Here is a 16,835-nt window from a genome sequence, read left to right on the forward strand (position 1 = left end):
GACACCGTTCACGCAACAGTAACGCACGGTACCGAGGGAGGACGTGTTGTTCGCGAAGTGGGGATCGCTCGCCTACCGCCGCCGATGGGTGGTGTTGATCGCGGTAGTGCTGCTGGCGGTGGCAGGGGGCGTGTGGGGGCTCGGCGTCTTCGACAAGCTCAGCCAGGGCGGCTACGAGGCGCCGGGCAGCGAGTCGGACCGCGCGGTCACGGTCACCGAGGACACCTTCGGCCGCCAGGACGGCGACGTCCTGGTGATCTACGAAACCGCCGACCCGGCGCAGCTCCAGGAGATCACCACCCGGCTGGAGGGGCTGCCGGACGACGCGGTCAAGCAGGTCACGCCGCTGATCCCGGCTCCCGAGGGCGACAAGGTCCTGGCGGTCATCACGCTCCAGGCCCCCGACTCCAACGGGCAGATGAAGCAGCTGGAGCAGATCGAGCCGCAGCTGCACCAGGAGGGCGTCACCAGCCACGTCGGCGGGCTCATCCCGACCCAGCGGGAGATCAACGAGGTCACCTCGTCCGACCTGATCACCGCCGAGGCGGTGTCGATCCCCATCGTGCTGGTCCTGCTCGTGGTGATCTTCGGCGGGCTCGTCGCGGCGTCCCTCCCGGTGCTCGTCGGCGGTCTGTCGATCCTGGGCTCGCTGGGCGTGCTGCACGCGGCGTCGCTCGGGCTCGAGATCAACTCGTTCGCCGTGAACGTCGCCAGCCTGCTCGGGCTCGGCATGGCGATCGACTACGGCCTGTTCATGGTCGGCCGCTTCCGCGAGGAGATGGCCGCCGGGCGCGGCACCGAGGACGCGGTGAGGCGGACCGTCGGCTCCGCCGGTCGCACCGTGGCGTTCTCGGCGACGCTGCTGATCATCGCCCTCGCCGGGCTGCTGATCTTCCCGCACGGGTTCCTCAAGTCCCTCAGCTACGGCGGCATGGCGGCGGTGGCCATCGCCGCCATCACCTCGCTGACCCTGCTGCCCGCGATGCTTGCCCTGCTGGGCGAGAACATCGACAAGCTGGCGCTGCCGTGGGCCAAGCGCGGTGAGCCGAAGGAGAGCGGCTGGCGCAAGCTCGCCGCGACCGTGATGAAGCGGCCGGTGCTGTTCGCGCTGCCCATCGTGGTGCTGCTGCTCGGCCTCGGCTCGCCGTTCCTGAACGTCAAGTTCGGCGAGGTCACCGAGAAGGTCCTGCCCGAGGGCAACGAGGTCCGGGTGGCCGCCGAGACGGTCAAGGAGGACTTCGGGGCGCTCGCCGCGGGCGGGTTCAAGATCGTCCTCACCGGCGACCCCGCGCCCCAGGAGGCGCAGGCGTTCATGCAGCGCGTCAGCGAGGTCCCCGGCGTCGCGGACGCGCAGCCCGGCGCCGAGCCCAAGGACGGCGTGTGGCTGATCAACGCGGGCCTGGACGGCGACCCGCTCAGCGACGAGTCCAAGCAGGCGCTCAAGGACGTGCGCGCGCTGGACCACCCCGGTGACGAGCTGCTCGTCGGCGGCAGCACGGCCGTGGTCTCGGACAGCCTCAAGGCCATCCAGGACGGCCTGCCGATCATGATCGGCGTGCTGGTGGTCGCCACCTTCGTGCTGATGTTCCTGGCGTTCGGGTCGGTGCTGCTGCCGATCAAGGCCGTGATCATGAGCGCGCTGAGCCTCGCGGCGACCTTCGGCGTGCTGGTGCTGGTGTTCCAGGAGGGCCACGGCGCCGAGCTGCTCGGCGTCACGCCCGCGCCGCTGGAGTCCGGCATCGTGGTGCTGATGGCGGCCGTGGTGTTCGGCCTGTCCACCGACTACGAGGTGTTCCTGCTCTCGCGCATGGTCGAGGCGCGCGGTCGCGGGGCGAGCACCGAGGAGGCGGTGACCACCGGTCTGGCCAAGACCGGCCGGGTGATCACGGCGGCGGCCCTGCTGCTGATCGTGGTGACCGGCGCGTTCGCGTTCTCCCAGATCACCGTGATGCGGTTCGTCGGCGTCGGCATGATCCTCGCGCTGGTGCTGGACGCCACCGTGGTCCGGATGCTGCTGGTGCCCGCCGTGCTGCGGATGCTCGGCGACGCGTCCTGGTGGGCGCCCGGTCCGCTCAAGCGCATCCAGGAGCGGATGGCGATCCACGAGGGCGACCCGGTCGAGGACGGCTCGGTGGAGGACGGCAAGGAGCCCGCGCGGGTCTGATCCCGTCGTGCTCGCGGAGCCTGGTTCGCCTCGGCGGCCGGGCTCCGCGCGTTCCTGCGGACCGGTCGGCTCCAGGGGGTTCGGTCGGGCAGCCCGCACGCGAGCTGCCGCCCGCGACGGCGGAGCGGGCGGCAGCAGGCGGCACCCGGCGCCGGTCGCTCGGGGGGCGAAACGACCGGCGCCGGGTTCCAACCGGCGCTGAGCACCGGTGGTCCTGCCCCGACCAAGTGAGGCATACCACCAAAATGACGTAACCGGGGGCGGATTGGCTCCGGAGTGCTACGAATTTGCCGAATTTTTCTTCGCGGCCACCAGTTTGGCGTAGCGGGTGCCCGCGCCCAGCAGCACCAGTCCTGCGCCCAGGAACGCCAGGACCCGCGCGAACCCGCTCAGCGCCGACAGGTCGAACAGCACCAGCTTCACGAGCGCCGCGCCGACCAGCACCAGCCCGCTGACCCGCAGCGGCGCGCTGTCCACGCCCCGGTTCAGCAGCACCAGCGCGGCGACCGTCCAGGCCACCGTCACGAGCGCGTGGCCGAACAGGAACGCGGTCACCGTCGGTGAGACCAGCAGGGCGGCGCAGACCACCAGGCCCGTCGTCGAGTACAGCACCAGCGCGCCCGCCGCGATCCAGCTGTTCGGGCCGGACGGCGTGGCGCCCGCCCTGGTCGCCGCCCAGGTCACCGCGACGGCCGCCGCCGCGAGCGCGAGCGCGGTGAACACGCCCGTGACCAGGTCGGTCGGGGTGGCGCGGCTGAACGCGCCCAGCAGCAGGGGGAGCTCCAGGTTCTCCCCCAGCGCGGCGAGCAGGCCGGGGACGCCGAAGCCCAGCGCGCCGACGAGCGCGCCGCGCGAGCGCGTCCGCCCGGCGAGCACGGCCAGCGCCGCCGATTCGGCCAGCACCGCCGGGCCGAACGAGCGCAGGCCCGAGACCAGCGCGGTCGCCTCGAACGCGGCCAGCAGCCCCATCGCGGCGACCGCCGTCGAGAAGGCCCCGCCGAACTCCGGCTTCCCGGTCCTGCGCAGCACCGCCCACAGCCCCAGCAGCGCGACGGTCAGCCCGCCCGCGAGCAGCTCGCCCCGGCCGCCGGGCAGCAGCAGGGCGGTGACCAGCACCGGCGCGGGCGCGGTGGCCAGCAGCGCGACCAGGCCGGGGTTGCCGCCGGAGCGGCGGGCGCTGACCACCGCGACCGCCACGCCCACCACCGCGACGGCCACCGACAGCCAGGTCGAGGTGGCCGCGCCGCTCGCGGTCAGCACCGGCAGCGCGCCCAGCGCGGGCGGCAGACCGGCGGCCACGGCCAGCGCGGGCCAGCTCCTGAGCAGGTGCACCGGGGCCGCGACCAGCTGGAGGACCAGCAGGAACAGCACCAGCTCCACGGCGAGGACCCCGGTGATCACCGGGGCGCACACCGCGCAGGCCAGCACGACGCCCACCGCGAGCACGGCCTCGTCCCAGCGGACCGCCAGCCACAGGCCCGCGCCCGCCACCAGCAGCCCGGACAGCAGGCCCAACCAGGTCGGGAAGTAGCCGTAGAGGGCGGTGGTGGCGACGACGTCCAGGTAGAGCACGGCGAACCCGGTCGCGGCGATCGCGAGCGCGCCGGTGCGGTTGTCCGGCTTGCGGTTCAGCCGGAGCGCGAGCCCGACCAGCGCGGCGCCCAGCAGCGCGCCGCCGACCACGCGGGGGACCGGGCCCAGGTAACCGCGCTGCACGGCCAGGACCAGCAGCATGACCACGCCGAGCGTGGTGACCGCGCCGCCGACCCAGGCCAGCAGGCGGCTGCCCGCGCCGTCCTGGCTCAGCCGCTCGGCCAGCGAGACCCTGGGCTGCGGGGTGTACGGCTGGTACTGGGGGAACGGCTCCCCTGGGCCGGGGGGCAGCGGGAACGGGTGGGGTGGGGGTGGCGCGAGCGGGACCTGCGCGATCGGGGGCTGCGCCGCCGTGGCCGGGTGCGGGGCCTGGGCCTGCGCCTGCTCCGGGGCGGCGGGTCCGGCGATCGGCGCGGTCGTGGGCGGTTCCGCCGTCACCACCGCCGCTCCGGGCGTCGGCGCGGGTGTCGTCGTGCGGCGCAGGGTCCGCAGTTCCGCGCCCACCTGCGTGAGGCGGCGGGACAGGGCGTCGACCTCGGCGGCCAGGGCTATCAGCGGGTCCGGACCGGTCATGCGTCCAGGATCGCCCCGGAAGTCGGACAAATCATCGGTACCACTACTCAACCCGCCGTCCTGCGGGCCGGCAGAGTGCCCGGCATGGCTGAGGTCCTCGTGCTCGGGTCGGCCAACGCCGACCTCGTGGTGTCCGTTCCCCGGCGACCGGCGGGCGGGGAGACCGTGCTCGGGTCCGACACGGTCGTGCTGCCCGGCGGGAAGGGCGCGAACACGGCCGTGGCGGCGGCCCGCGCCGGTGGCCGGGTGGCGCTGCTGGGCGCGGTCGGCGACGACGGGAACGGCGCGCTGCTGCGGCGGTCGCTGGAGGGCGCCGGGGTGGACGTGGCGCTGCTCGCGGTGTCCGGGCGGCCGACCGGGGCCGCGTACATCGCGGTCACGCCGGACGGCGAGAACTCGATCGTGGTCGCGCCGGGGGCCAACGCGGACGTGGTCGCCGAGGCGCCGTGGGGGCGGTTCGCGGTGCTGGTGTGCTCGCTGGAGGTGCCCGTCCCGGTCGTGGAGGAGGCGGTGCGGGCGGCGTCGGCGGCCGGGGTCCGGGTGGTGCTGAACCTGTCTCCGGTGGTCGGCGTCGCCCCGGACGTGCTGGCCGCGCTGGACCCGCTGGTCGTCAACGAGCACGAGGCGGCCGAGCTGGCGCCGTCGCTCGAGGGGCTGCTGGAGCTGGGACCGCGCGCGGTGGTGGTCACCCTCGGGGCGCGCGGCGCGGCGGTGGTCACCCCGTCGGGGGTGCTGGAGGTCCCCGCGCCGGAGGTGGGCGTCGTGGACACCACGGGGGCCGGGGACGCGTTCGCCGGGGTGCTCGCTGTGCGGCTGGCGCAGGGGCGGGAGCTGGCGGACGCGGCGGCGTTCGCGGTGCGCGTGGCGGCGTTCTCGGTGACCAGGGCGGGCGCGCAGCCCTCCTACCCGACGCTGGCCGAACTGGGCGAGCGGTGAGTGGCGAGGTCGTCCCGCTGCGTGGTGAAGGACCCTCGAACAAGCCGCCCACCTGGGAGTACGGTCTAGATCATGGCTAACGCGCGGCTGAGCGGTGTCGGGGTCAGTGCAGGGAGGGCCGCTGGGCCCGTCGTCCGGGTCGCGGAGGCCCTCGGGGAGCCCCCGGCGTCCCCGGCCCCGGCCGACCCGGCCGCCGAGGCCGCGCGGATCGCGCCCGCCGCCGAGGCCGTGGCCGCGCGGTTGACGGCGAAGGCCGCGGTGCTGGAGGGCGACGCGAAGGCCGTGCTGGAGACCACCGCCGCGATGGCGGCGGACCCGGCGCTGCTCGGCCAGGCCGAGGAGCTGGTCACCGCCGAGTCGCTGCCCGCCGCGCGCGCCGTCCACCAGGCCGCGGCCGGGTTCATCTCCGCGCTGGAGGCGGCGGGCGGGTACATGGCCGAGCGGGCGCGCGACGTGCGCGACGTGCGGGACCGCCTGGTCGCCGAGCTGCTGGGCGTGCCCGCGCCGGGCGTGCCGGACCTGGAGGCGCCCAGCGTGCTGGTGGCCCGCGACCTGGCGCCCGCCGACACGGCCGGGCTGGACCCGGCGAAGGTGCTGGCGCTGGTGACGGAGGAGGGCGGCCCGACCTCGCACACCGCGATCCTGGCCCGCTCGCTCGGCATCCCGGCGGTCGTGGCGTGCCGGGGCGTGCTGTCGCTGAGCGCGGACGCGCTGTCGGTCGACGGCGAGACGGGCGCGGTCGTGGAGTCGGACGGCGTGGTCCGCGCGGCCCACGTCGGCCCGCGCGTGGAGTGGAACGGCGTCGGGACGCTGCGCGACGGGTACCGGGTGAAGGTCGTCGGCAACGTGGGCGCCGAGGCGGACGCGGTCGCCGCCGTCGCGGCGGGGGCCGAGGGCGTGGGCCTGTTCCGCACCGAGTTCTGCTTTCTGTCGGCGTCGGAGGAGCCGACGGTCGACCAGCAGCGCAAGGCGTACGCGGCGGTCCTCGCCCCGTTCGCGGGCAAGCCGGTGGTGGTCAGGACCCTGGACGCGGGCGCGGACAAGCCGCTGCCGTTCCTGAACCCCGAGGCCGAGCCGAACCCGGCGCTGGGCGTGCGCGGCGTGCGCGTGGCCTTCGACCGGCCGGACGTGCTGGAGCGCCAGCTGGAGGCGATCGCCCTGGCGGCGCAGGACAGCGGCGCCGAGGTGTCGGTGATGGCCCCGATGGTGGCGACCGCCGCCGAGGCGGCGTGGTTCGCCGAGCGCGCCAGGAAGGCGGGGATCGCGCGGGTCGGCGTGATGATCGAGATCCCGGCCGCCGCGCTGGCCGCCAAGGAGGTCCTGGCGGAGGTGGACTTCGCGTCCATCGGCACGAACGACCTCGCGCAGTACGTGTTCGCGGCGGACCGCCAGGTGGGCGCCGTGGCCGCGCTGAACGACCCGTGGCAGCCCGCGCTGCTCAGGCTGATCGCCCTGGTCGGCGAGGCGGGCACCGCCCTGGGCAAGCCGGTGGGAGTCTGCGGCGAGGCGGCGGCGGACCCGCTGCTGGCGTGCGTGCTGGTGGGACTGGGCGTGAGCAGCCTGTCGATGAACCACACGGCGCTGGCCACGGTCGGCGCGAAGCTGGCGACGACCAGCTACGACCTGTGCCAGCTGGCCGCGCGCGGCGCGCTGGGCGCGGGCGACCCGGCGTCCGCGAAGCTGGCGGCGCGGGCGCCGCACTAGTGCTGGAGGCGGTGGTGGCGGCGGTGCGGTCGGCCTGGACCGACCTGCGCCGCGGCCACCGGGAGGACTGGTACTACGTCACGCTGACGACGTCGGGCGAGGGCGAGCGGCTGGCGCTGACGGCGTGGTCGGAGCAGGCGCTGGCGCGGGTGGGGGACGAGGGGCTGCGGTGGTCGTACGCGGACTCGCCGTACTGCGCTTGGGGTGAGGAGTGGCTGGCGGGGGTGCGGTTCCCGAGGGGGGATCCGGACGCGGTGCTGGAGGTCGCGGTGGAGGCGCTGGCGGTCTTGGACGCGGAAGGCGCGTTCGGCACGGGCGCGCAGCGGGCGTCCCTGCTCCTAGCCGCCGAGGTCATGCCCCCGGACCACACGAACACCGCTCGGGTGCTGCGGCTGAACCGGCCTTCGGTGGTGCTGGAGCGGTGGTTGGCGGAGGCGGCGGAGTGAGGTGAAAGTTGCCTCGTTTGGGGCAACTTTGCCTCAAACTGGAAGTTGCCTGAGTGAGGCAACTGGTGCCTTGAGGCAACTTTGCCTCAAACTGGAAGTTGCCTGAGTGAGGCAACTTGGCGTTTGAGGCAAGGGTGGGCAGTGGTGGAACCTCCGGAGGAACCCGAGTCCGCCCTCGTTGACCATGCCGTCCGCAGCTTGCAGGCATTGCTGGGATCCAAGTGGGAGATCACCAACGAGGTCTTGGACGACGGGGCGTTCGACGCTCGGGTTCGGTTGGTTTTCCCCGGTAGCAAGGTCGTGGAGTTCCTAGTTCTCGCGGAGCGCGAGCTCACTCCTCGTGACATCAACGGCAAGATCGCGCAGATGCACAGCATCCTGCGTCACGCCCATGTCTGGCAGTCATTGCTGGTCGTCTCACCGTGGCTCAGCCCGCGAACCCAGCACGCACTGCGCGAGCATGGCGTTGACTACCTGGACCTGACCGGCAACGTCTCGCTCAACAGCGACGACCCCTTGATGCGGATCCACCTCCAAGGGCTGACCAAGTCATCCAGCAAGCCGTCCACCGGCCGAACGATCACCCTCGCTGGAAGTCGTGCCGGTCGGATCGTTCGATTCCTGGTGGATCACGCGCCGCCCCGCCAGGCGAAGGACGTCGCCCGGATTGCGGAGGTGAGCACCGCATGGGTGTCACGCCTGCTCGGACAGCTGGAAGAGCAGTTGTTGATCCAGCGCGAGACCAGGGTGATCACCGAGGTCGACTGGCGGGGACTGCTGCGCGCTCGTGCGGCGGCTGGTGATCTGCTGCGCGACAACCCCCATCACGGCGGCCTGGCGCTGAACGGCGTCCGGGACGTTCTGGAGCGGCTGCGTTCCGGCGCGATCGATCGCCCGTTCGCGATCACCGGTCCGTACGCGGCCCGCGCGCTGGCTCCTCTGTCGGTCGGCGGCCAGTTGATGGTCTACGTCGATGTTGCCGAGCACGAGGTGACCGGTTTGATGGACGACCTCGGCCTGCTGCCCACCGATGAAAGCCCTGACGTCCTGTTCCTGAAGCCGCAGGACCCGGTGGTGTTCGAGGGTGTCAGGGTGCTGGAAGGTCTCCCGCACGTCGCGCCGAGCCAACTCGTGCTCGACGGACTCGCCGGGCCGGGGCGGATGCCCGCCGAGGCTGAGGCAGTTCTCGCTTGGATGGCCGATCACGAAGATGAGTGGCGACGGTGAGTGCCTGCTAGTCACCCGTTCGTGTTCGACGTGTGATCACTACGCTCATCGCCGCATTCACCCGAGAAGGCGGCCGAAGTGTCCAGAGCTCCCGCTAACGTCGATCCGGAAGAGCTGACGATCGTCGCGCGCAACACCCTGCTCGACGGGTTGGAAGCGCTCCGCGATCACCGCTCGGCCATCACCGTGGTCGGTGCCCAGGCCGTCTACCTGCGCACTGCCGGGGTTGGGATCAGCACCGCCGCCTACACCTCCGACGGTGATCTGGGCCTGGATCCCGACCTCCTCGGTGAGGAGCCACTGCTGGAGCAAGCCCTGCGAGGTGCCGGTTTCGAGCTCGCCAAGGCCGACCAGCCCGGACTGTGGTTCCGGAACGAGGTGGTCGGTGGTCTGCCCGCCGCGATCGAGCTGGACCTGCTCATGGCCGAGCGGTTCGCGGGCAAGGGCAAGCGCAGCGCCAAGGTGCCGCCCCACGACAAGATGGCCATCCGTCGCGTGCCCGGCCTGGAGACGGCTGTCGTTGACCGGTCGCTCATGACGATCACCGCGCTGGACGGCGCAGAGCGCTCCGCAGAGGCGTACGTCGCAGGCCCTGTGGCACTGCTCGTCGCGAAGGCGCACAAGATCATCGACCGGATCAAGGGTGCGGAGAGCAGGCCCGACCGGCTCACCAACAAGGACGCCGGTGACGTCTACCGGCTCTTCGTGGGGTTTCCGGCGACCGAAGTCGCAGCCTCCTGGAGCGCCCTCAACAGCGACCAGCGCGTCGGCGAGGTGTCCACTGCTGGCCTCGCCCTTCTGCGCGAGCTGTTCGGCGGCCCCCGCTCGCCCGGCACCAACATGGCAGTCGCAGCCCTCTCCGGTGACGTCCCCGAGGACCGCGTCCGCCAGGTCTGCCGCGCCTACGTCAGCCGCCTCCCCGACGCCTGACCCGGCGGCCCCAACCCGCTCACCGCCTCCGACAGCGCGTTCAGCACCCCCCTGATCAACGGGTGCTCTTCGCTCCCCGCCCGCACCGCCGCGAACACCCGCCGCAGCGGCGCCACGCCGTGCACCGGCACCCCGGCCCCCGCCGCGCGGGGCACCAGAGCCACCCCGGCCCCGGCCCCCACCAGCGCGCCGATCGCCCGAAAGTCATCCGACACGTGCGTCACCACCGGTGCGAACCCGGCGTTCTCGCAGGTCAACTCCACCGCGTCCCGCACCGGGTTCCCCAACTGCGGCGCGACCCACTCCTCCTCCGCCAGCTCCCGCAGGTCCACCGCCGCCTCCCCCACCAACCGGTGCCCCGGCGGCAGCAGCACGTCGAACGGCTCCGTGTACAGCGGGAACCTGGTGATCCGGCGGTCGTCCCGCCCGCCCGGCCGGTACTCCTCGGTCACCGCCAGGTCGATCTCGCCGTCCAGCAGCAGCGGCACGCTCGCGTTCCCCTCGGCGTCGCGCACCCGCACCACCACCCCCGGCGCCCGAGCCCGCAGCACCGCCAGCGCGGGCGCGACCACCTGCGTGATCGCCGACGCGAACCCGGCCACCACGACCCGCCCGCCACCACCGGCCGCGAACGCCGCCAGCGACGCCCGCGCCCGCTCCAGCTCCGCCGCCACCGCGTTCGCGTGCCCCACCAGCAGCTCGCCCGCCGCCGTCAGGGCGACTCGCCTGCCCCGCCTGCGCAGCAGCTCGTGCCCCACCTCCGACTCCAGCGCGGCCAGCTGCTGCGACACCGCCGACGGGGTCAGGTGCAGCGCGCCCGCCGCGGCCGTCACGGTGCCGTGGTCGGCCAGCGCGCGCAGCACGCGCAACCTGCGTGGATCGATCACCTGCGCATTGTGGGCCCAACGGCCCTGCGGGAACCCGCAGGGCCGTCGGTCCACCGCCGGGACTAGCCGTTCATCCGCTCCCTGGCCGCGATGAACGCGTCCACCGCCCGGTTCACGTCCTCGGTCGTGTGCGCCGCCGACATCTGGGTCCGGATCCGCGCCTTGCCGTGCGGCACCACCGGGTACGAGAACCCGATCACGTACACGCCCTGCTCCAGCAGCAGCTCCGCCATCCGCCCGGCCTCGGCCGCGTCGCCGATCATCACCGGGATGATCGGGTGCTCCCCCGGCAGCAGGTCGAACCCGGCCTCGGTCATCCGCGACCGGAACAGCGCGGTGTTCGCCCGCAGCCGCTCCAGCAGCTCACCCGACGAGCTCAGCAGGTCCAGCGCCGCGATCGCCGCCATCGTGATCGACGGGGCCAGCGAGTTGGAGAACAGGTACGGCCGCGACCGCTGCCGCAGCATCTCCACGATCTCCGCCCGGCCCGACGTGTACCCGCCGCTCGCCCCGCCCAGCGCCTTGCCGAGCGTGCCGGTGACCACGTCGACCCGGTCCTGCACCCCGAACAGCTCCGGCGTGCCGCGACCACCCGGACCGGTGAACCCGACCGCGTGCGAGTCGTCGACCATGACCAGCGCGTCGTACTTGTCCGCGAGGTCGCAGATCTCGTCCAGCGGCGCCAGGTAGCCGTCCATGGAGAACACGCCGTCGGTCGCGATCAGCCGGTAGCGGGCGTCGGCGGCGTCCTTGAGCTGCTGCTCCAGGTCGGCCATGTCCCGGTTGCGGTAGCGGAACCGGCGGGCCTTGGACAGCCGCACGCCGTCGATGATCGACGCGTGGTTCAGCTCGTCCGAGATGATCGCGTCCTCGGCGCCGAGCAGCGTCTCGAACAGGCCGCCGTTCGCGTCGAAGCACGAGCTGTAGAGGATCGTGTCGTCGGTCCCCAGGAACCGCGACAGCCGCGCCTCCAGCTCCTTGTGCGGCTCCTGCGTCCCGCAGATGAACCGCACCGAGGCCATCCCGAAGCCCCACCGGTCCAGCGCGTCGTGCGCCGCCTTGACCAGCACCGGGTGGTCCGCGAGGCCCAGGTAGTTGTTGGCGCAGAAGTTCAGCAGGCCGTCGGTCTCGCCGACCCGCACGGCCGACCGCTGCGGCCCGCCGATGACCCGCTCGGACTTGTACAGCCCGGCCGACCGGATCTCGTCCAACCCGGCCCGCAGGTCTTCGCGCATCGCGCCGTACATCAGGCAGCTCCCGTCCAGTCGAGGATGACCTTGCCGCACTTGCCCCCGCGCGCCGTGGCGAAGGCCTCCCGGAAGTCGGTGTGGTCGAACCGGTGCGTGATCACCGGGGAGAGGTCGAGGCCGCGCTCCAGCAGCACCGACATCGAGTACCAGGTCTCGAACATCTCCCGGCCGTAGACGCCCTTGAGGTGCAGCATCTTCAGCACCACGCTGCTCCAGTCGACGGCGAAGTCCGACGCGGGCAGGCCCAGCATCGCGATCCGCCCGCCGTGCGCCATGTTGCCGATCATGTCCTGGAGCGCGACGGGCTGGCCGGACATCTCCATGCCGACGTCGAAGCCCTCGGTCAGGCCCAGCTCGGCCTGCGCCTCGGCGAGCGTCCGCCGGGACACGTCCAGCGCCAGGTCCACGCCGACCCTGCGGGCCAGCTCCAGCCGGTGCTCGCTCACGTCGGTGATCACCACGTGCCTGGCGCCCGCGTGCCTGGCCACGGCGGCGGCCATGATCCCGATCGGGCCCGCGCCGGTGATCAGCACGTCCTCGCCGATCACCGGGAACGACAGCGCGGTGTGCACGGCGTTCCCGAACGGGTCGAAGATCGCCGCCACGTCCAGGTCGACGGGCGCGCGGTGCACCCACGCGTTCGCCTCGGGCAGCACCACGTACTCGGCGAACGCGCCGTTCTCGTGCACGCCGAGGCCGCGCGTGTTGGCGCACAGGTGCCTGCGGCCCGCCTTGCAGTTGCGGCACGCCCCGCAGACCAGGTGGCCCTCGCCGCTGACCAGGTCGCCGACCTTGACGTCCGTGACCGAGGAGCCGACGGCCGCGACCTCGCCGGTGAACTCGTGGCCGAGCACGAGGGGGGCGCGCACGGTGCGCGCCGCCCACTCGTCCCACGAGTCGATGTGCAGATCGGTGCCGCAGATGCCGGTGCGCAGGACGCGCACCAGCACGTCCCCCGCGCCGGGGGTGGGGTCGGGGACCTCGGTCAACGAGAGTCCCGGCCCGGCCTCAGCCTTGACCAGTGCCTTCACAGCGGTGGAGTCTGCTCCGGGTTGCGCCGTTCGGTCCATCAGGACTTTCTGAACTCGCTTGTCAGCTCGGCTTCACTGCCGACCTCCCCGGCGCGTCCTCGGCCGACCTGGGCGGTGGCGGCGTCCAGGCCGACGCCCGCCGGTCCTGCGCGTTGGTCGCCTCGGCCGCGGCGGCGATGTTGCCGACCATCCCGCCGAACACGATCCCGTGGAACGGCCACACCGCGAACCAGTACAGGTGCCCGACCAGCCCGCGCGGCACGAACACGGCCCGCTGGAGGTAGCGCGCGCTCCCGTCCACCAGCGGCTGCACCCGCAGCTCCAGCCAGGCCTGACCGGGCACCCGCATCTCCGCCCGCAGGCGCAGCAGCACGCCCTGCTCGATCTCCTCGACCCGCCACCAGTCCAGCGCCTCGCCGACCTGGAGCCTGCGGGGGTCGCGCCGCCCGCGCCGCAGCCCCACCCCGCCCACCAGCCGGTCCGCCCAGCCGCGCACGGCCCAGGCCAGCGGGAACGAGTACCAGCCGTTCTCGCCGCCGATGCCCTCCACGACCCGCCACAGCTGGCCGGGGGTCGCGCCGGTGAGGTGGGTGCGGATGTCGGTGTACGACGAGCCACCGGACCACTCCGGGTCGCTCGGCAACGGGTCGGACGGCGCGCCCGGCAGCGAGGCGTTCGACCAGCGGGTCTCCACGTCGGCGTCGCGGACGCGGTTGAGCGCCAGCTCCACCGACCGGTCGTACCCGATCCGGGGACCCGGCAGCAGGTCGCACAGGTCGTCCTCGTGGCACACCACGTCGTGGACCAGCGACTCGATCAGCGGCGCGGCGATCGAGCGGGGGACGGGCGTGATGACGTTGACCCAGTGCGAGGACAGCCGGGGGGTGAGCAGCGGGACCGGCAGCACGCGGCGCTTCGGGAGACCGGCGGCGCGGGCGTACCGGTGCATCATCTCCAGGTAGGTGAGCACCTCGGGGCCGCCGATGTCGAACGACCGGTTGGTGTCCTTCGGCAGGGTGACGGCCTGCACGAGGTAGCGCAGCACGTCGCGGACCGCGATCGGCTGGACCCGGCTGTGCACCCACCTGGGGGTGACCATCACCGGGAGGCGCTCGGTGAGGTAGCGCAGCATCTCGAAGCTCGCCGACCCCGACCCGATGATCACCGCGGCCTTGAGCACCACGCTGGGGACGCGCGAGGCGAGGAAGACGTCGCCGACCTGCTTGCGCGAGGCGAGGTGCGGGGACAACCGCCCGCGCGACGGGTGCAGCCCGCCGAGGTAGACGATCCGCCCGACCCCGGCGTCCTCGGCGGCCCGCGCGGTGTTCTCGGCGGCCCTCCGGTCGGCGTCGACGAAGTCCGGGCTGTTCAGGGAGTGCACCAGGTAGTGCACGACGTCCACGTCCCGCATCGCCTCGGCGAGCGAGTCGGGGTCGAGCACGTCGCCGCGCACCACCTCGACCCGCTTCGCCCAGGGGACGTCGCGGAGCTTGCCGGGATCGCGGACGAGGCAGCGGACCTGGTGCCCGTCGGCCAGCAGCCGGGGCACGAGCCGTCCGCCGAGGTAACCGGTCGCACCGGTGACGAGGCATCGCACCACCCGATCATCGGCGCACGGGCGGTAGATCGCAGCTCAGACGTTCCGGAAGCTGAACTTCCGCTTCACCTTGATCTCGACCGAACCGGCCTTCACGCTGCCCGTGATGACGAAGTGCGGCCTGCCACCGGACTCGACCCTGACCTTGTCCTGCAGCATGCTGGCGTTCATCTGCACGTCGTCGGTGTTCACCGAGCTGCCCTCGGGAACCAGGACGCGCACGGAACCCGCGAACACGTCCAGGTCGATCGTCACGACGGGGTGCGGCAGGTGCGCCTCCCGGAAGTCGAGCTCGGTGTTGCCCATCCGGTTGTGCACCACGATCGTGCGCGGGACGGACCACTGCCCCTTGCGCTCGACGTGGGACATCGTGGACTTGAGCTCCACCCGCTCCTTGGGGCTGCCCGCGAACTGCTGCGGCACGACCTCCTCGACCGGGTGCTCGGAGTTGACCATGCCGGGCAGGTCGACGAGGACGGAGTTCAGCTCGCCCCTGGTGCGCGAGGCGAGCGCCTGGTCGGTGCGCTCGGAGAACTCGTCGAGCGTGAGGAGCCCACGCCCGATGGCCTTCTGCAGCAGGCCGACGACGTGCTCGCGCTCGGCGTCGGACACCCGGAGTTGCTTGGGATCGGTCATCGTCACTCGGTCCCCCTCAAGACGGTGAGTCTGCGATCAAGATTAGTCAGGTCGGGGTGTTGGCGGGGTGGCGCCGCTAGTCGGCCGTCCAAGGCGGTGGTGAGGACCAGGGGTCGCGGAGGGGGAGGAGCTGCCCCGGCCAGGCCCACGCGGCGAGTTCGGGTGAGACCTCTTCGGGGGGCCGGTGCGGGCGGATCGGGACCCAGGGCGAGGCTTCGGCTTGGTCCCGGTCGATGGCCTCGGCGTCCGCTTCGGGAGTGCTGTCGGTGATGATGGAGATGGTGACGTCGTCCCACAGGTCCGGGTGTCCCTCGATCGGCTCTGGGAGCTCGTAGGCCTCCCGGCCATCCGGTTGCCATTCGACGCAGGTGGGGCGTTCTCCGGTCTCGACGTACTCGAGGATCGCAGCCCTCGCGTCTTCGCGGGTGATGTAGGAATCACGCATCCAGTGCATCAGCGGGTCGTTGTCGTACTCCTCGGCGACCAGCGGTGCGTCAGGGAAGGGGTTTGGGTTCTTCGAGCTGTGGGTCCCGGCCCACTGCAAGGACGTGTAGCCCTTCTCGGGGTAGACGAAGATTTCAAAGCCGTCGGTGCTGCCCAGAAGGTGCAGTTGGCAGTGCGTCCAGTGCGGCCAGCGGGGAGCGAACACCCGGTCAAGCGCGTCGGTGATCTCCTCGGCGGATTCGACGACCCATTCGCCGGACCGGTAGTGATCACCTTCGATGCTTCCGCAGAACTCCACTTTCGGCACCTAATCCCCCTTGCCGCGGATCACTACCGGCTCGCCCGCTCCACCGACTCGCCAGACCCTCATGACCTGGCCGTGCTTGAGGATGCTCTCGACCGCTTGAAGGCATCCGGGGTGCTTCTCCGGAACCGTCGGATCGTAGTCGTCACCGCAGACGTACCTGCGGTTGATCACCACATCGACAACCGACTGACCGGAATCACGTGCCCACACGGCTGCTTTGACCTCCACGTGCGTGCTGGCGTGGGTGAGCTTCAGCGAGTGGTGGCTCTTGGTCGTCGGCGGTTTATCGTCGAAGAACCCTTTGGAGGTCATTCGCGAGATGTGCTGCCTGGCTTTTCTGGTCAGCCCTCCTCTGTGATCGGTGCCGCTCAGGAGTTCCCAGGACTGACTGCTGTCGTTGTAGAACATGCCTGCGGTTTTGTCCCTTTTGGCGTAGGTGGGCAACCCGCGCTGGACACGTCTCGCCCACGTGCTCGTGCGGTCCTCCTGACGCCCCGCCCGCACGATCGGCACCTCGACCAGCGCCGGGTGGTGACGTTCCGGGTTGGGGCCGAAGTGCGCGTCCGGTTCGACGTGGCCGGGGAACGTGACGGATCGGGCGGGCAGAACTCCACCCAGTCGAGCGACATAAGCAAGCAGTGAACGTTCGGCCTGGAGGTAGCTCCACTGCATCCGCCACAGCGACTCCGCGACCTCGGCAGCCCGCTCCGCCCACCACTGGACGAGCCCCCGAACCTCCCCCGCGCTCCCACGGGCCACCACGAACAGACCGTCCACCGCCTCGCACAGCAACCCGAAGGCCCGGTTCAGCAGGAGCGCGGCGGAAGCGGCGCGGTCCAGCGCAATGGCGACCTGTGCCCACACGCCGGAGAGCAGCGACTCCGACACCCGCGGCCTCCCGACGCCGGCGCTACCCCTCGAACACGCCGAGCTTGACCGCCGCCACGAACGCCGACAACCCCGCCGCCCCGAAGACCAGCACCGGCCCGGCGGGGTTCTTCGAGTCCCGCACCCCACGCCACTCGGCCGCGCGCCCGACCTCGACGCACTCACCCCCGCTGTTCCCGCTCCACGAGGACTTCCGCCACACCACCCGCTCAGGGACCACGG

15 protein-coding genes are annotated in these 16,835 nt (G+C 72.2%); 6 read left to right on the forward strand and 9 right to left on the reverse strand.

Annotation, left to right across the window (positions count from 1 at the left end; genetic code table 11):
- The first annotated feature begins 43 nt into the window (after positions 1 to 43).
- Positions 44 to 2,164: an MMPL family transporter gene (locus tag LV78_RS07535; protein WP_253843993.1), complete on the forward strand. Its 2,121-nt coding sequence runs from the start codon at positions 44 to 46 to the stop codon at positions 2,162 to 2,164.
- A 279-nt stretch (positions 2,165 to 2,443) separates the two neighbouring features.
- Here the strand turns inward: LV78_RS07535 and LV78_RS07540 are convergent, their stop codons facing one another.
- On the reverse strand, positions 2,444 to 4,330 hold the full coding sequence (locus LV78_RS07540; protein WP_253843994.1) for a DUF2339 domain-containing protein: 1,887 nt from the start codon (positions 4,328 to 4,330) through the stop codon (positions 2,444 to 2,446).
- Between the two features lie 84 nt (positions 4,331 to 4,414).
- On the opposite strand from LV78_RS07540, the gene LV78_RS07545 reads away from it, so the two are divergent.
- The 5 genes from LV78_RS07545 to LV78_RS07565 all read left to right on the forward strand — a co-directional run bounded on the left by LV78_RS07545 (position 4,415) and on the right by LV78_RS07565 (position 9,573).
- Positions 4,415 to 5,266, forward strand: a complete 852-nt coding sequence (locus LV78_RS07545; RefSeq protein WP_253843995.1) for a ribokinase — start codon at positions 4,415 to 4,417, stop codon at positions 5,264 to 5,266.
- Between the two features lie 72 nt (positions 5,267 to 5,338).
- The gene (ptsP, locus tag LV78_RS07550) at positions 5,339 to 6,970 is read left to right on the forward strand and encodes a phosphoenolpyruvate--protein phosphotransferase (protein WP_253843996.1); all 1,632 of its coding nucleotides are present in this window, start codon (positions 5,339 to 5,341) and stop codon (positions 6,968 to 6,970) included.
- A 14-nt stretch (positions 6,971 to 6,984) separates the two neighbouring features.
- The gene (locus LV78_RS07555) at positions 6,985 to 7,416 is read left to right on the forward strand and encodes a DUF4303 domain-containing protein (RefSeq protein ID WP_253843997.1); all 432 of its coding nucleotides are present in this window, start codon (positions 6,985 to 6,987) and stop codon (positions 7,414 to 7,416) included.
- Between the two features lie 144 nt (positions 7,417 to 7,560).
- A complete protein-coding gene (locus tag LV78_RS07560; protein WP_253843998.1) occupies positions 7,561 to 8,643 on the forward strand; it encodes a hypothetical protein in 1,083 nt (360 codons plus the stop codon).
- A gap of 78 nt (positions 8,644 to 8,721) precedes the next feature.
- Positions 8,722 to 9,573 (forward strand): hypothetical protein, encoded by an 852-nt coding sequence (locus tag LV78_RS07565; protein WP_253843999.1) that lies wholly within the window; start codon positions 8,722 to 8,724, stop codon positions 9,571 to 9,573.
- Here the strand turns inward: LV78_RS07565 and LV78_RS07570 are convergent.
- The 8 genes from LV78_RS07570 to LV78_RS07605 all read right to left on the reverse strand — a co-directional run bounded on the left by LV78_RS07570 (position 9,546) and on the right by LV78_RS07605 (position 16,833).
- Positions 9,546 to 10,460, reverse strand: coding sequence for a LysR family transcriptional regulator (locus tag LV78_RS07570; RefSeq protein WP_253844000.1), 915 nt, complete (start codon positions 10,458 to 10,460; stop codon positions 9,546 to 9,548). The genes LV78_RS07565 and LV78_RS07570 overlap by 28 nt on opposite strands.
- Before the next feature lie 62 nt (positions 10,461 to 10,522).
- A complete protein-coding gene (locus tag LV78_RS07575) occupies positions 10,523 to 11,707 on the reverse strand; it encodes a glycine C-acetyltransferase (RefSeq protein ID WP_253844001.1) in 1,185 nt (394 codons plus the stop codon).
- Positions 11,707 to 12,741, reverse strand: a complete 1,035-nt coding sequence (gene tdh, locus LV78_RS07580; RefSeq protein ID WP_253844002.1) for an L-threonine 3-dehydrogenase — start codon at positions 12,739 to 12,741, stop codon at positions 11,707 to 11,709. Before tdh ends, LV78_RS07575 begins: the two co-directional genes overlap by 1 nt.
- 61 nt (positions 12,742 to 12,802) lie before the next feature.
- Complete coding sequence (locus LV78_RS07585; RefSeq protein WP_253844003.1) at positions 12,803 to 14,338, reverse strand: SDR family oxidoreductase; 1,536 nt, start codon at positions 14,336 to 14,338, stop codon at positions 12,803 to 12,805.
- A gap of 36 nt (positions 14,339 to 14,374) precedes the next feature.
- Entirely contained in the window at positions 14,375 to 14,974 is a 600-nt protein-coding gene (locus tag LV78_RS07590) for a DUF1707 SHOCT-like domain-containing protein (protein ID WP_253844004.1), read from the reverse strand.
- A gap of 76 nt (positions 14,975 to 15,050) precedes the next feature.
- The gene (locus LV78_RS07595) at positions 15,051 to 15,725 is read right to left on the reverse strand and encodes an Imm1 family immunity protein (protein WP_253844005.1); all 675 of its coding nucleotides are present in this window, start codon (positions 15,723 to 15,725) and stop codon (positions 15,051 to 15,053) included.
- Complete coding sequence (locus LV78_RS07600; RefSeq protein ID WP_253844006.1) at positions 15,726 to 16,613, reverse strand: DddA-like double-stranded DNA deaminase toxin; 888 nt, start codon at positions 16,611 to 16,613, stop codon at positions 15,726 to 15,728.
- 22 nt (positions 16,614 to 16,635) lie between these two features.
- Entirely contained in the window at positions 16,636 to 16,833 is a 198-nt protein-coding gene (locus LV78_RS07605; RefSeq protein ID WP_308208683.1) for a DUF397 domain-containing protein, read from the reverse strand.
- Positions 16,834 to 16,835: the final 2 nt, after the last annotated feature.

Origin of the sequence: Actinosynnema pretiosum (assembly GCF_024171695.1) — a bacterium.
GTDB lineage: Bacteria > Actinomycetota > Actinomycetes > Mycobacteriales > Pseudonocardiaceae > Actinosynnema > Actinosynnema pretiosum.